The following is a 14650-nucleotide window of genomic DNA, read 5'->3' on the forward strand; positions in this document are numbered from 1 at the left end:
ACATATATTTTAGCGTATAGAAGTAAACGCTTTTTAAATCAGAAGGCCGTCTGAAAAATAATTTTCAGACGGCCTCTTTCACGACTTAGCCAGCTTAACCTTTCAGCACGGCTTTTACGGTGTTTACCACATTATTAACGGTAAAGCCGAATTCTTTAAACAGCAGTTCCGCCGGAGCCGATTCGCCGAAGCGATCGAGGCCGACTACGGCACCGTTCAGGCCGACGTATTTGTACCAGCCGTCGGTAACCCCTGCTTCAACGGCGATGCGCGGCAGGTTTTGCGGCAGTACGCTGTTGCGGTAGGCGGCATCTTGCCGGTCGAATACGTTGGTGGACGGCATGGAAACGACGTTTACGGCAATGCCTTGTTCGGCCAATGCTTTTTGTGCATTCAAAGCCAACTCGACTTCGGAGCCAGTGGCGATTACCACGGCTTGGGCTTGGCCGTTTTCGGCTTCGCTGATGACATAGCCGCCGCGTTTGATGTTATCCAACTGGGCTGGGCTGCGCGGGATGAACGGCAGGTTTTGGCGGCTGAAAATCAGGCAGCTCGGATGGTCGGCGGCTTTGGCGGCTTCAGCCCATGCCACCAGCGATTCGGCGGTATCGCACGGCCGCCATACGGCCATGTTGGGAATCAGGCGCAGGGTGGCGGTTTGTTCGACGGGTTGGTGGGTAGGGCCGTCTTCGCCGAGGCCGATGGAGTCGTGGGTGAACACGAAGATCGGATTGATTTTCATCAGCGAGGCCATGCGCAGGGCGTTGCGGGCGTATTCGCTGAACATCAGGAAGGTTGCGCCGAAGGGTTTTACGCCGCCGTGCAGGGTCATGCCGTTCATGACGGCGGCCATGCCGAATTCGCGCACGCCATAGTGGATATAGTTGCCGCCGTTTTCGGCGGTTACGGCTTTGCTTGCCGACCAATCGGTAAGGTTCGACGGAGTAAGGTCGGCGGAGCCGCCTACAAATTCGGGCAATACTTTGGCGAGAATTTCAATGCTGTTTTGGCTGGCTTTGCGGGTGGCGATTTTTTCGGCTTTGTCGCACACTTCTTTTAAGGCCGTCTGAACATAGGCATCGAAGTTTTCCGGCAGTTTGTTATCCATGCGGCGCACGAATTCGGCGGCTTCGGCGGGGAATTTTTCTTGATAACGGGCGAATTTTTCGTTCCATTCGGCTTCGAGTTTCGCGCCTTTTTCTTTGGCACTCCACGCGGCGTAAACGTCTTGCGGGATTTCAAACGGGCCGTGGTTCCAGCCCAAATGTTTGCGGGTGGCTTCGATTTCTTCGTCTCCCAACGGCGCACCGTGGGTTTTGTGGCTGCCTTCTTTGGTGGCCGCGCCTTTGCCGATTAAGGTTTTGCAGCAGATGATGGAAGGTTTGCCGGTTTCGGCTTTGGCCGCTTCGATGGCCGTCTGAATGGCGGCGGTGTCGTGGCCGTTTACGTTCGGCACCACATGCCAGCCGTAGCTTTCAAAGCGTTGCGGAATGTTTTCGGTAAACCAGCCGCCCACTTTGCCGTCGATGGAGATATTGTTGTCGTCGTAGAGCACGATCAGTTTGCCCAAGCCCAAAGTGCCGGCCAGCGAGCAGGCTTCGTGCGACACGCCTTCCATCAGGCAGCCGTCGCCCAAGAACACATAGGTGTGGTGGTCGACGATATCGAGGCCTTCTTTATTGAATTCGGCGGCAAGGATTTTTTCGGCCAGCGCCATGCCGACTGCGTTGGCAATGCCTTGCCCCAACGGGCCGGTGGTGGTTTCCACGCCGTCGGTGTAGCCGTATTCGGGGTGGCCGGGGGTTTTGCTGTGCAGTTGGCGGAAGTTTTTCAGGTCTTCAATGGATACGTTGTAGCCGGTAAGGTGCAGCAGGCTGTAAAGAATCATCGATGCGTGGCCGTTGGACAATACGAAGCGGTCGCGGTTGTAGAATTTGGGGTTGGCGGGGTTGTGGTTTAAAAATTTCGTCCACAGCACTTCGGCCATTTCAGCCATGCCCATCGGCGCACCGGGGTGGCCGGAATTGGCTTTTTGAACTGCGTCGGCGGAAAGAAAACGGATGGCATTTGCCAGTTGAGAAGCCATTTGGATACCTTTTCGAGTTTAGGGTAAAAACGTTTGGATTATCGCCCGATTTGCAAGGTGTTTCAAGGCGGTTTCAGACGGCCTGAGCCTTTGCAAAATCCTTGGATGCGAATGTTAACGGATTGACTATATCGCCGCAGTAAACGCAAAAATGTGCGCAGACAAGCGGTTTGAAAGGTTTCGGTTCTGCTTATGTCGGGCATGTTTCTCAAAGCGGGCGCCTTTAGCAGCCGCAGCCAAAAACGCAAGCAGGTATCTTGCGCTTTCCATATCTTGTACAATCTTTACTCTTTTTTCAGACGGCCCGATCTGATGCAGCTTACCCATCCTCCGCTTTCGCTTACGGTGTTACACACCTTACACTCGCTCGACATCCGCACACTTGCCGATTTGCACGCCCACGGTTCGGTTGAAACCTTTTTGCTGTTAAAAGCGGCCGGATTAACCATTACCCGCAGCACCTTATGGCAGCTGGAAGCCATGATACGCGGCATTTCTGCTCAAAAGCTGCAGCCGTCTGAAAAAGCTGCGTTACTGGAAAAGTTGAAACAACACCCGCCTGTAAATGTTTTTCCGCCGTTAACCGAAATGGAACGTTTTATGCGGGAAGCTTTGGTACAGGCCGAACAATCAGCTTTGCTGGGGGAGATTCCCGTCGGAGCGGTAGTTGTGCATCAAAACCGAATCATTGCCGCCGCACACAATACCTGCATTACCGGCTGCAACATCAGCCAGCACGCCGAAATCAACGCTTTGGCGGCTGCGGGAAAAGCCTTAAACAATTACCGCTTGGACGGCTGCGACGTTTATATTACGCTGGAGCCTTGCAACATGTGTGCCGGCGCCTTGATTCAGGCCAGAGTACAACGCGTGATATACGGCGCAAAAGAGCCGAAAACAGGTGCAGCGGGCAGCGTAACCGATTTATTTTCAGATATCCGCCTAAACCGCCATACCTCAATCAAAGGCGGCATTTTGGCGGATGAATGCAGCGACATGTTAAAACGGTTTTTCAGTAATCGGCGTTAATAAAAAAAAGAAAGCAGAAAAGTGTTCACTTTTCCGCAGCGGTTCTTAATCTTTGTTTTCTCCCACACAGATATTCTGATGCTTTGATAAGCATTTTTCTTCCAATCATTTGGCTCAAAAATCCATGCCTTCTTGCGGATTTCAAAAACTTATTGAGCGGCAATAGCAGCCGTACTCTGCGCATCTTCATCCGTCATTCAATCTTCACGCGCTTTAATCTCAAGGCATTCCCCAGTACGGATATTGAACTCATCGCCATCGCCGCGCCCGCGATAATCGGGTTCAAAAAGCCGAATGCCGCCAACGGTATGCCCAAAGTGTTGTAGATAAAGGCGAAAAACAGGTTTTGTTTGATGTTTTTCAAAGTAGCGCGGGAAATCAGCAGGGCATCGACCATTTGGTTGACGGAATGTTGCATCAGTGTGGCGGAGGCGGTGTGTTCGGCAACGTCTGCACCGTCTTTCATGGCAAAGCTCACGTTGGCGGCGGCGAGCGCGGGGGCGTCGTTGATGCCGTCGCCGACCATGGCAACCACCTTGCCGGCGTTTTTCAATTTTTGCACTTCGGCGGCTTTGTCGCGCGGACTCATATTGCCGTAGGCGTGGGCGATGCCGAGCTGTTCGGCGATGTAGCCGACCACGTTTTGGTTGTCGCCACTCATGATGTAAACGTCGATGCCGTGGTTTTTCAGACGGCCTATGGCTTGCTGCGTGTCGGCTTTAAGCGCATCGGCAAGGGCAAACGCGCCGACGGGTTGGTCGTTGACCGACACGGCCACGATGGTGGCGATGCGCCAAACGGAATCAAGGTTGTCAGGCAGCACGAGATTGCAGTAATCGGGTTTACCCACTTTCACTAAGCCCGCGCCGTCAATCTCGGCGGAAATGCCTGCGCCGACGGCGGTTTGTGCGTTTTGAGTTTCGGGAATGTCGATGCCGCGCGATAAGGCCGTCTGAACAATGGCTGCGGCCAGCGGATGAGTAGCATTTTGTTCGACGGCGGCGGCAAGGCGGTAGAGTTCGTTTTCGTCTATCGAGGCGTTTTTTTCAGACGGCCTCAACCACACCGCCGCCACCTGCGGTTTGCCTTGCGTGAGCGTGCCGGTTTTGTCCAGCACCACCGCGTTCACATGAGCCGCTTCTTCCATAGCCGCGGCATCTTTAAACCAAATGCCGTGCTTCACCGCTTTGCCCATGCCGACCATCATTGCGGCGGGCGTGGCCAAGCCGAGCGCACACGGGCAGGCGATCACCAGCACGGCCACTGCGTTCATCAACGCAGTCACCCAATCTGCCTTCACATACCATGTAATCAAAAAAGTTAACACGGCAATTCCGACCACCACGGGCACAAACACGCCCGCCACTTTGTCGGCAATGCGCGCAATCGGCGCTTTGCTGCCTTGCGCTTCCGACAAAGCCGCCATCATGTCGCCGAGCAGGGTTTGGCTGCCGAGCTGTTCGGCGCGGTAAACCACGCTGCCGTCGGTCATCACCGCGCCTGCCAGCACTTTGCTGCCTGCGGTTTTGGCTTCGGGGTTGGATTCGCCGGTGAGATGGCTTTCGTCGGCCCAGCCGTTGCCGCTTTCCACCGTGCCGTCCGCCGCGATGCGTTCGCCGTGGTTGGCGCGGATTAAATCGCCGATCTGTACTTGGTCGAGCGGTGTTTCCTGCCATTGCCCGCCGCGCTGCACGTTAACCCGCTGCGGCGTGAGCCTCAACAACAATCCCAAACTGTTGAGGCTGTTTTTCTTGGCGCGGTGTTCGAGAAATTTGCCCAAGCTCACAAAGCCAACCACCATCACGCCCGCTTCAAAATAGACATGCGCCATGTCGCCGTGATGCGCGTGCGGGTGAAAAAACAGCATAAATACCGAGTAGAGATAAATCGCCACCGTACCTACCGTTACCAGCACGTCCATATTCGCCAACCCGCCCCTGATGCTCGCCCACGCGCTTTTATAAAAGGGAACTGCGAGCCAAAGCTGCACGATACTCGCCAGCACGAATTGCCACATCGGCGGCATCATCCAATCGTGCCGCCCGATCATCATGCCCGCCATGCCGAACAAAAACGGCACGTTAATCGCCAGCAGCAGCCACAGCCGCCAGCCGATATGCGGTTCGGCCTCGGGCTGCATGGTCGCATCGGTTTTCAGCACAGCGTTAAAGCCTGCTTTTTCAATGATATGAATCAGCGCATCGGCATCGGTGCGGCTGTCGTCGAACACGACCTGCGCTTCTTCGCCGGCAAAATTCACCGAGGCCGTCTGAACAAAGTCTTTTTTGTTCAACACTTTTTCAATACGGCTGGCACAGGCTTGGCAGGTCATGCCGTCGATTTGGAAACGGGCTTTTTGTTGCATGGCGTTTCAGCCTTTCATATGTAGTTTCAGACGGCCTCGATAGGCTGCTGTGGATACCGTTTGGCAATCTGCTGCAAACTCAACTGCACCACCCAACCGACGCCGAACGCAAACAACAGCGTACCCAAACCCACCACGCCGCCGAGCAGCCAGCCGGTCAGGCACACCGAGCTTTCAATCATCGTGCGCACCACACCCACGCGCCAGCCGGTTTTTTAGCACAAGCCGATCATCAGGCCGTCGCGCGGGCCGGCACCCAGATAACAAGTCAGATACAGAGACGAGGCTATGCCGATTACCACCACGCCGCCCACACATTGCAGCACCCGCCACACCCAAGCAACCGGCGGCGGCACCCAGTACACAAACACGCCCAACACCGCGGCAATCAACACCATATTCAATACCGTGCCCAGCCCCGGCCGTTGGCGCAAAGGCAGCCACAGCATCAATACCGCCGCGCTGATTAAAAACGTAACCGTGCCGATATCGAGGCCGCTTTGCACCACAATGCCCTGCGCCAATACCGTCCACGGCGTAGAACCCAAAGCAGCGTTCACCAGCATGCCCTCGCCCACGCCGAACAAAACCAGCGCAAAACACAACATCGCCAAAGATTGCGGCCGCAAAGACCACCACGCGGGCGCAGACCACGGCGTTTTCGGCAAAATACGTCGGGCTTGAGCCACAGAAAACTACCTTTGCGCTTTATTGGGACAAAGAAGCGTCAAAGCCCGCATCTTCAATGGCTTCAACCAATTCGGCAGTTTGCACCCTGACCGGGTCGAACGTAATTTTTGCAGAGGCAGAGGCCAAATCCACTTCGGCTTTTTCCACGCCGTTCAAGGCTTCCAGCACTTTGGTAACGCTTTTCACGCAGCCGCCGCAAGTCATGCCGCCGATATTGATGTTGATGGTTTCCATGATTTTTCCTTTCGTAAACAATATGGTTGATTTGCCGTACCGGTGCTAATATAAACCTTTACCCGCAGTTAAGGTCAAGCCCCATGAACATCAGCGAAGCCGCCCGCCAAACAGGTTTGTCTGCCAAACAAATCCGCGATTATGAAAAACACGGCCTGCTCTCGCCCGCGCCGCGCACAGAAAGCGGTTACCGCCGTTATGAAGAAAACGATTTGAAACGTTTGAAATTCATCCGCCATGCCAGAGAGGTCGGATTTTCGCTGCAACAAACCGCAGAGTTGCTGAAACTGCAAGACAATCCCGTGCGCAACAGCCGCGAAGTCAAAGCCATCACCGCGCGCCATATTGCCGCATTAAACGCACAAATCGTTACCTTGCAGCAGATGGTGGCCGAGCTTCAATCACTGCACGACACTTGCAAAGGCGACGACTGCCCGGAATGTTCGATTTTGGAAGGGCTGGGCAAATAACCGCCGCCCAAGGGTATCGTGCCTGCAAAACGGTAATGTAAGCCGTCTTTGCCCAATCCCTACATTCTCTAACACAAATCCTGCTTGTATTCCCCTCAAATAACGCCATATCAGCGCAGCCACATCAATGAAAGGACGCACATGAACTTCAACAACCTCTTAAACCAAGTTTTAAACACCGTACAAAAAGGCAGCAGCCATGCCGGTAGAAACAGCAGCCTGCTCGGAAAAATCGGCGGCGGCGCTGCCGTAACCGGTTTGGCTTCTATGCTGTTAAAAAGAAAAAGTTCTAAAAAACTGCTGAATGCAGGTTCGATGGCCGCATTGGGTATGCTCGCCTACCATGCTTACCAAAGCTGGCAACGCAACAACCAAAACGCCAACGGCAATAATCCGGCGCAACCTGTGCTGAACCAAGCTTCATTCGAGCCTACCGGCCAAGCAGCCGAAGATGCGGGACGGGTGATTCTGCGCACCATGATTGCCGCTGCCGCCGCAGACGGTGTGATCGAAGACGAAGAGCGCAACCTGATTCAGTCTGAAAGCGGAAATGATCCCGAAACAGCCCGATGGGTAGAGTCTCAAATAAACAGCCCCGCATCGGCCGCAGATATTGCCCGCGATATCGGAAACAACCCCGCGCTGGCCGCCGAAGCCTACTTGGCCGCCCGCATGGTGTGCGGCGAGCTTTCACGCAAAGAAATCGTGTTTCTTTCCCAACTGTCGCAAGCACTCAAATTGGACGACAAACTGGTTGAAGCCTTAGAACAGCAGGCAGGGTTTTAAGCATTTGATGTGATTAAACTTGCAATTGCACCAGCGTGCATGCCAATACATCGAGGCCGTCTGAAAATATTTTTCAGACGGCCTCGATGCAAAAGATAAACAACACTATATAGTCAATAGTCAATCAATTTAAAAACAGTATATTCGTCATGCTCGGGCTTTGCCCAAGTATGTCTTAAATTGGCTGAAACTCAAGATACTCGGGTCAAGCCCGAGCATAACGGTTTTGTTATTAAAATTAAGCAGCTTAACTCTAATGCAATAGTTCAAAACCATTGCTGATTTTGCAAGACATCAACCCCTAATCGTCATGCGCTTTTTCCGCCCGACGAATCAATTCTTCCACCAACTCGGGCACGCCTTCGCAAGCTTTTTTAGGCAAAATTTCCACCGGAACGCCTGCATGCTGCGGATTCGGGTCAACCAAAAAACATTCTGCTTCGGGCGGGGCAAAATTCAATAAAGATGCGGCAGGATAAACCTGCAAAGACGTGCCCACCACCATCACTATATCCGCATCGCGCATTTCTTCCACCGCTTGCGGAAACAGCGGCACTTCTTCGCCGAACCATACAATATGCGGTCGTAAAGGCCGGCCTCGGCTGTCGGTGTCGTTTACAGTCAAATCGCCCGTCCAAGCCAATACTTCGCTTTCATCAACACAGCTGCGTACTTTGTTCAATTCGCCGTGCAGATGCAATACACGGCTGCTGCCTGCCCGTTCGTGCAGATCATCCACGTTTTGGGTAATGATATGCACGCGGTAATGCCGCTCCAAGCGTACCAATGATTCGTGCGCGGCATTCGGTTCTGCGGCATTGGCCTGCCTGCGCCGCATGTTGTAGAACGACAATACCGTTTGCGGATCGCGTTCAAAGGCTTGGGGCGTACACACTTCGCTGACTTTATAACCTTCCCACAAGCCGCCTGCGTCGCGAAATGTTTTTAATCCGCTCTCGGCACTTATGCCTGCGCCCGTTAACACCACACATTTTTTCATCATTGCCTTCTTTCGTGAAATGGGAGCTGTTTACGCCCGGGTTGAAATACACTCTGCCGATTGTAAGCACTTTGCTTAATGAAAGTATCGGAACCTGTTCGACGTTTCAGGCCGTCTGATTCAGACGGCCTGATGTTTATAGCAAACCTTCTATCGGCAACACCGAAAGTATCTTAACCGTTATCCGCTTCCAAAAGCCCGCTTCGGGCTCTTTTGAAGATACCGTGCCGTCTTCGGGGTCTTGCCATTGCAGCTTGTTATTCGGATTCAGGGTAACTTTGTAAGCATAGGCAGGTGTGGTTTGTTGCAGTTTGCCCTGCATGGTTTTTGCCAAATCCGGGTTTTCGATCACAACGCCCATTTCTGTGTTGAGTCTGGCCGAACGCGGGTCGAGGTTGAACGAACCGATAAACACCCTTTGTTTATCGACAATAAAGTTTTTGGCATGCAAACTCGTTGACGAGCTACCTGTCAAACCGCGGTCTTTGCTCTTGGGCACCGCATGGTTGGCTTTCAATTCGTACAATTCGACGCCTGCTTTAATCAGCGGTTTGCGATAGCGGGCATACCCGGAATGCACGGCGGCTACGTCTGTGGCCTGAAGCGAATTGGTCAACACCGTTACCTTAACACCCTGCCGCACCAAATCGGCAATCGCCTCGGTGCCTTCTTTGGTCGGCACAAAATAGGGAGAAACCAGATAAATTTCCTGTTCGGGCGAGCCTAGGGCTTCGTCGATTTTTTCGCTGATCTGCGGTTTGTTGCGGTCGCGGTTCAAGCCTTTGGAAGGGTCGTCGCTTACGAGCTTGGTTTTAACGTAACGCCATTCCAGCTGATTGTTTTTAATGGCTTCAAAAAGCTTGGACTGCTCCAAGTCATGCCGGTATCCGGCCAGAATCCTGTTTTTGTCGTCGTCGCCTATCTCGAGAGCTTTCCAACCTTTGTCGATATTGGCACGACGCACGATGCGTTCGAGCGGATAAGCCGAGTCGCTTGCCCAATAACGGTCGAAATCTTCGGAAACTTCCGAAACCACCCTTCCTGTGGCCAGAATATCCAAATCGGCAAACGCGGTGTCGGCGCTGATGTTGAAATATTCGTCGCCGATATTGCGTCCGCCGAGAATGGTGGCGTGGTTATCGGCAGTCAATGTTTTATTGTGCATGCGCCGGTTAAGACGGGGAAAGTCGGTCAGATAACCGAGCGCGCGCCATTTGCGGTTGAGAAAAGGGTTGAACAAGCGGATTTCGATATTGGGATGGCTGTTGAGTGCGGCCAACACGTTATCCAAACCGTTGGTGTTGTTGTCGTCGAGCAGCAGCCGCACCCGCACGCCGCGCACGGCGGCTCTGTGCAGCATGTTGAACAGGATTTTGCCGGAAACGTCGTTGTGCCAAATGTAGTATTGCAAATCGAGGGTGTGGTCGGCCGAATCGATCAATGTGGCGCGGGCAACGAAGGCATCGTGGGCATCGTCGAGAATATAAATACCCGAAGTATCCTCTGCCCAATCTTGATTGCTTTTGGCTGTGGATTTGAGAGCGGCAGTCAACCGTTTGGAAGCCGGTACGTCGAGATATCGGCTTTCGGTGCGGTTTTCAAGCGACGGCAGGCTCAAACAGCCCGAGAGAAAAAATGTCAGCATGAAGCAGATAGTGTAATGTCTCATGTATGGATATCAATTGTTCAGACGGCCTTACCATACTGTTAAAAGAAACGGGCGGCGGTATAAAGTTCAACCTGCGCCGCTGCTTGCGGCGCGGCGGCGTATAACAAGCCGTCTGAAAAAGTTAAAACCGGCGGGGATTGTACCTGCATTTTTATGCAGTCGGCCTGCATCCGCCTGAGCGGTGCAATCATGCAATATAAGGCCGGTAGCCTTTCAATCGGTATAGAGCATCTGGCAGCAAACGCCGATTGCGCACAGTCGCAACCCAACCCTTGCAGCTGCACCCCGCCCGCGATTGTACGCCATGATTCCGTTGCAAAAAAGCAAACCTATGAAAAAGCTGTCAAACATCATCTCAAACAGTAGCGCCCGCAACTACACCTTGCTCGGCAGTTTCCCCACGCCGAAAATGCCACTCAAACCAACGCGATGGTTTATAATTCCGCTCCGTTCAACACAGTTTCCAACCGCTACGCCAACCGTTTTCCATAACAACCATGAATAAACACAATCCCATCCTTCCTCCCGCCAATCTCGGCATTCTCGGCGGCGGCCAGCTCGGCCGTATGTTTACCGTTGCCGCCAAAACCATGGGCTACCGGGTTACCGTGCTCGACCCCGATCCCAATGCGCCTGCCGCCGACTTTGCCGACCGTCATCTGTGCGCCGCTTTCGACGACGAAGCCGCCTTAAACGAGTTGGCCAAATGCGCCGCCGTTACCACCGAATTTGAAAACGTCAACGCCGACGCCATGCGCTTTCTGGCCCAACACACCGTAGTCTCGCCCAGTGGCGACTGCGTGGCCATTGCGCAAAACCGCATTCAAGAAAAAGCATGGATTCAAAAAGCCGGCCTGCAAACCGCACCCTATCAGGCCGTCTGCAAACCTGAAGATATTACCGAAGCAAGTGCCTCCCTGCTGCCCGGCATTCTCAAAACCGCCACATTGGGCTACGACGGCAAAGGCCAAATCCGCGTCAAAACCTTGAGCGAACTCAAAACCGCATTTGCCGAACACGGCGGCGTAGATTGCGTGTTGGAAAAAATGGTGGACTTACGCGGCGAAATTTCCGTGATCGTATGCCGTCTGAACAGCGAGAACACGCAAACCTTCGACCCCGCCGAAAACATCCACGAAAACGGCATTCTCGCCTATTCCATCGTACCCGCCCGCTTAAGCGCGGATGTCCAGCAACAAGCACGGCAAATGGCACGCCGCTTGGCCGACGAGCTGGATTACGTCGGCGTATTGGCGGTGGAAATGTTTGTGGTCGGCGACACCAACGAACTGATCGTCAACGAAATCGCCCCGCGCCCGCACAACAGCGGCCACCACACCATCGATGCCTGCGCCGCCGACCAATTCCAACAGCAAGTACGCATCATGTGCGGCCTGCCGCCCGCCGATACCCGTTTATTGTCGAGCTGCTGCATGGCCAATATTTTGGGAGACGTTTGGGGCAAAAACGGTAGCGAACCCGATTGGCTGCCGCTGCAAAATCACCCGCGCGCGCACCTGCATCTATACGGCAAAAAATCCGCCCGCACCGGCAGAAAAATGGGGCATTTTACCGTGCTGGCCGACGATTCCGACGAAGCATTAAACACCGCTCGAACGTTGCACAAGGGTTTGTCTGCATAAATTCACAAACCGCCACAGGCCGTCTGAAACACTGATTCAGACGGCCTGATTTCTTTCAATAAAAAACCTTCATACTCGGGCGTGACTGAAAACACCACGGCAATGAAATCTTCAAACAATGTCAATAAAAACGCCTTGTCTTAAAACAGACAAGGCGTTTTTTCAGACGGCATCAAGCTTATTTATTCAGCTCTTTAGCCAGATACAGCCAAGTTTCAATCACGGTATCCGGATTCAGCGATACGGTTTCAATACCTTCTTCTACCAACCATTTCGCAAAATCAGGGTGGTCTGAAGGCCCTTGACCGCAAATGCCTACATATTTGTTGTGTTTACGGCAAGCCGAAATGGCCAAATGCAGCATCACTTTAACGGCAGGATTGCGCTCGTCGAACGTACCTGCGATCGGGCCGCCGCTGTCACGGTCAACACCTAAGGTCAGTTGCGTCATATCGTTGGAGCCGATTGAGAAGCCGTCGAAATATTGCAGGAACTGCTCGGCCAGCAATGCGTTGCTGGGCAGCTCGCACATCATAATCAAACGCAAGCCGTTTTTGCCGCGCTCCAAGCCGTTTTCTTTCAGGGCTTTGATTACTGCTTCGGCTTCGTTGAGGGTGCGTACAAACGGAATCATGATTTCGACGTTGGTCAAGCCCATTTCGTCGCGAACGCGTTTCAGAGCTTGGCATTCCAAAGCAAAGCAGTCTTTGAAATCATCGGAAACATAACGCGCCGCACCGCGGAAGCCCAACATCGGGTTTTCTTCGTGAGGCTCGTAAAGGTTGCCGCCCACGAGATTGGCGTATTCGTTTGATTTAAAATCCGACATGCGCACGATCACTTTGCGCGGATATACGGAAGCGGCCAAAGTGGCAACGCCTTCTGCGATTTTATCAACGTAAAATGCTACCGGAGAAGCATATCCTGCGATACGGTCGGAAATTTCATTTTGCAGTTCTGCATCCAAGCGGTCGAATTCCAACAAGGCTTTGGGGTGAATGCCGATTTGGCGGTTGATGATGAATTCCATACGCGCCAAGCCGATGCCTTCGTTGGGCAGGCTGGAGAAGCTGAACGCCAATTCCGGGTTACCCACGTTCATCATGATTTTTACCGGCGACTTGGGCATATTGTCCAAAGCCACATCGGTTACTTCCACATTCAGCAAACCGTCGTAAATCAAACCGGTATCGCCTTCGGCACACGATACGGTAACTTGCTGGCCGTCTGAAAGCACGGTGGTTGCATCTCCGCAACCGACAACGGCGGGAATACCCAACTCGCGGGCAATAATGGCTGCGTGGCAGGTACGTCCGCCGCGGTTGGTTACAATCGCCGACGCACGTTTCATTACCGGCTCCCAATCGGGGTCGGTCATATCGGTTACCAATACGTCGCCTGCCTGTACGCTTTCCATTTGCGAAGCATCTTTCACCAAGCGCACGACGCCCTGACCTACTTTCTGACCGATGGCACGGCCTTCGCACAATACTTTCTTGTCGCCGTTGATGCTGTAACGTCGCAAGCTGCGTGTGTTGTCTTCTTGCGATTTAACGGTTTCAGGGCGCGCTTGCAGAATATAGAGTTTGCCGTCTGTGCCGTCGCGACCCCACTCGATATCCATGGGGCGGCCGTAATGCTCTTCGATAATCAAAGCATATTTGGCCAACTCGGTAATCTCTTCGTCGCTGATAGAGAAAGCTTTGCGGTCTTCTTGAGGCACGTCGACAACCTGAACCGATTTACCGGCTTGCGCCTGCTCGGTAAAGGTCATTTTGATCAGTTTGGAACCCATGGTTTTGCGCAGAATAGCCGGACGGCCTGCTTTCAACGTAGGCTTGTGCACATAAAACTCGTCGGGGTTCACCGCACCTTGTACAACGGTTTCGCCCAAGCCGTAAGAAGCGGTTACGAATACCACGTCTTCAAAGCCGGATTCGGTATCGATAGAGAACATTACGCCGGCAGCGCCGCTGTCTGAACGCACCATGCGCTGAACGCCGGCAGACAAAGCGACTACGTCGTGCGCAAAGCCTTTGTGCACACGGTAAGAGATGGCACGGTCGTTATATAAAGAAGCGAATACATGTTTCATCGCTTCTTTCACGTTTTCCAAACCGTTAATGTTCAGGAAGGTTTCTTGTTGGCCGGCAAAAGAGGCATCCGGCAGATCTTCTGCGGTAGCCGAAGAGCGGACCGCTACGGAAATTTTATCGGTACCCGCATCGGCAACCATCTTATCCCATGCGGTTTTAATATCGGCATCAAGCTGCTCGGGGAACGGCGTATCGAGAATCCATTGGCGGATTTCTTTACCCACGCGCGCCAACTCGGTAACGTCTTCCACATCCAGAGCCGCAAGTGCTGCAGAGATACGTTCGTTAAGGCCGTTGTGCGCCAAAAAAGCACGGTAAGCTTCTGCCGTAGTGGCGAAACCGCCGGGTACGCGCACACCTTTTTCAGTGAGCTGACTGATCATTTCGCCTAAAGAGGCGTTTTTACCGCCTACGCTTTCAACATCAGTCATGCGCAGGTTTTCAAACCAAATCACGTAATTTGCAGCCATTTTTAAATCCATTAAACAAGTTAAAAAAGAAATAAATCTCGCGGGGGTATTCTAACCACTCAAACCCGTAGTGTCATGTATTTTTATTGCCTGAGAATACACGAGGCCGTCT

13 protein-coding genes are annotated in these 14650 nt (G+C 53.1%); 4 read left to right on the top strand and 9 right to left on the bottom strand.

What is annotated here, in order from left to right; translation table 11 throughout:
• Nucleotides 1-94: 94 nt before the first annotated feature.
• On the bottom strand, nt 95-2086 hold the full coding sequence (gene tkt, locus LVJ88_RS06260; protein WP_085418835.1) for a transketolase: 1992 nt from the start codon (nt 2084-2086) through the stop codon (nt 95-97).
• 312 nt (nt 2087-2398) lie between these two features.
• Here tkt and tadA point away from each other — a divergent pair, with 312 nt between their 5' ends.
• On the top strand, nt 2399-3115 hold the full coding sequence (gene tadA, locus LVJ88_RS06265) for a tRNA adenosine(34) deaminase TadA (protein WP_085418846.1): 717 nt from the start codon (nt 2399-2401) through the stop codon (nt 3113-3115).
• Between the two features lie 193 nt (nt 3116-3308).
• Here tadA and LVJ88_RS06270 read toward each other — a convergent pair whose 3' ends face one another.
• The 4 genes from LVJ88_RS06270 to LVJ88_RS06285 are packed head-to-tail and all read right to left on the bottom strand — an operon-like array spanning nt 3309 to nt 6404.
• Entirely contained in the window at nt 3309-5480 is a 2172-nt protein-coding gene (locus tag LVJ88_RS06270) for a heavy metal translocating P-type ATPase (RefSeq protein ID WP_085418836.1), read from the bottom strand.
• Between the two features lie 26 nt (nt 5481-5506).
• Nucleotides 5507-5671 (bottom strand): hypothetical protein, encoded by a 165-nt coding sequence (locus tag LVJ88_RS06275; RefSeq protein WP_233127631.1) that lies wholly within the window; start codon nt 5669-5671, stop codon nt 5507-5509.
• 24 nt (nt 5672-5695) lie between these two features.
• Nucleotides 5696-6169, bottom strand: coding sequence for a YczE/YyaS/YitT family protein (locus LVJ88_RS06280; protein WP_233127633.1), 474 nt, complete (start codon nt 6167-6169; stop codon nt 5696-5698).
• A gap of 19 nt (nt 6170-6188) precedes the next feature.
• Nucleotides 6189-6404 (bottom strand): heavy-metal-associated domain-containing protein, encoded by a 216-nt coding sequence (locus LVJ88_RS06285; RefSeq protein ID WP_085418837.1) that lies wholly within the window; start codon nt 6402-6404, stop codon nt 6189-6191.
• Between the two features lie 83 nt (nt 6405-6487).
• Between LVJ88_RS06285 and cueR the strand changes: the two genes are divergently transcribed.
• Entirely contained in the window at nt 6488-6874 is a 387-nt protein-coding gene (gene cueR, locus LVJ88_RS06290; protein ID WP_085418838.1) for a Cu(I)-responsive transcriptional regulator, read from the top strand.
• A gap of 141 nt (nt 6875-7015) precedes the next feature.
• Nucleotides 7016-7660, top strand: a complete 645-nt coding sequence (locus tag LVJ88_RS06295) for a tellurite resistance TerB family protein (RefSeq protein ID WP_054599696.1) — start codon at nt 7016-7018, stop codon at nt 7658-7660.
• A gap of 301 nt (nt 7661-7961) precedes the next feature.
• Here the strand turns inward: LVJ88_RS06295 and LVJ88_RS06300 are convergent, their stop codons facing one another.
• Both LVJ88_RS06300 and LVJ88_RS06305 read right to left on the bottom strand, forming a co-directional pair.
• On the bottom strand, nt 7962-8660 hold the full coding sequence (locus LVJ88_RS06300) for an SIR2 family NAD-dependent protein deacylase (protein WP_085418839.1): 699 nt from the start codon (nt 8658-8660) through the stop codon (nt 7962-7964).
• Nucleotides 8661-8796: 136 nt separating this feature from the next.
• The gene (locus LVJ88_RS06305) at nt 8797-10329 is read right to left on the bottom strand and encodes a phospholipase D family protein (protein WP_054599694.1); all 1533 of its coding nucleotides are present in this window, start codon (nt 10327-10329) and stop codon (nt 8797-8799) included.
• Nucleotides 10330-10826: 497 nt separating this feature from the next.
• Between LVJ88_RS06305 and LVJ88_RS06310 the strand changes: the two genes are divergently transcribed.
• Complete coding sequence (locus LVJ88_RS06310) at nt 10827-11972, top strand: 5-(carboxyamino)imidazole ribonucleotide synthase (RefSeq protein ID WP_085418841.1); 1146 nt, start codon at nt 10827-10829, stop codon at nt 11970-11972.
• A 2-nt stretch (nt 11973-11974) separates the two neighbouring features.
• Here the strand turns inward: LVJ88_RS06310 and LVJ88_RS12550 are convergent, their stop codons facing one another.
• The gene (locus LVJ88_RS12550; protein ID WP_269844512.1) at nt 11975-12097 is read right to left on the bottom strand and encodes a hypothetical protein; all 123 of its coding nucleotides are present in this window, start codon (nt 12095-12097) and stop codon (nt 11975-11977) included.
• A 53-nt stretch (nt 12098-12150) separates the two neighbouring features.
• On the bottom strand, nt 12151-14538 hold the full coding sequence (gene ppsA / locus LVJ88_RS06315) for a phosphoenolpyruvate synthase (protein WP_054599691.1): 2388 nt from the start codon (nt 14536-14538) through the stop codon (nt 12151-12153).
• Between the last annotated feature and the right edge of the window lie 112 nt (nt 14539-14650).

The organism is Neisseria dumasiana (assembly GCF_022870885.1).
In the GTDB taxonomy this organism is placed as follows: domain Bacteria; phylum Pseudomonadota; class Gammaproteobacteria; order Burkholderiales; family Neisseriaceae; genus Neisseria; species Neisseria dumasiana.

Coding starts and splice junctions, on each gene's coding strand:
- tkt (WP_085418835.1), bottom strand. CDS start 2,086: ATGGCTTCTCAACTGGCAAATGCCATCCGTTTTCTTTCCGCCGACGCA.
- tadA (WP_085418846.1), top strand. CDS start 2,399: ATGCAGCTTACCCATCCTCCGCTTTCGCTTACGGTGTTACACACCTTA.
- LVJ88_RS06270 (WP_085418836.1), bottom strand. CDS start 5,480: ATGCAACAAAAAGCCCGTTTCCAAATCGACGGCATGACCTGCCAAGCC.
- LVJ88_RS06285 (WP_085418837.1), bottom strand. CDS start 6,404: ATGGAAACCATCAACATCAATATCGGCGGCATGACTTGCGGCGGCTGC.
- cueR (WP_085418838.1), top strand. CDS start 6,488: ATGAACATCAGCGAAGCCGCCCGCCAAACAGGTTTGTCTGCCAAACAA.
- LVJ88_RS06295 (WP_054599696.1), top strand. CDS start 7,016: ATGAACTTCAACAACCTCTTAAACCAAGTTTTAAACACCGTACAAAAA.
- LVJ88_RS06300 (WP_085418839.1), bottom strand. CDS start 8,660: ATGAAAAAATGTGTGGTGTTAACGGGCGCAGGCATAAGTGCCGAGAGC.
- LVJ88_RS06305 (WP_054599694.1), bottom strand. CDS start 10,329: ATGAGACATTACACTATCTGCTTCATGCTGACATTTTTTCTCTCGGGC.
- LVJ88_RS06310 (WP_085418841.1), top strand. CDS start 10,827: ATGAATAAACACAATCCCATCCTTCCTCCCGCCAATCTCGGCATTCTC.
- ppsA (WP_054599691.1), bottom strand. CDS start 14,538: ATGGCTGCAAATTACGTGATTTGGTTTGAAAACCTGCGCATGACTGAT.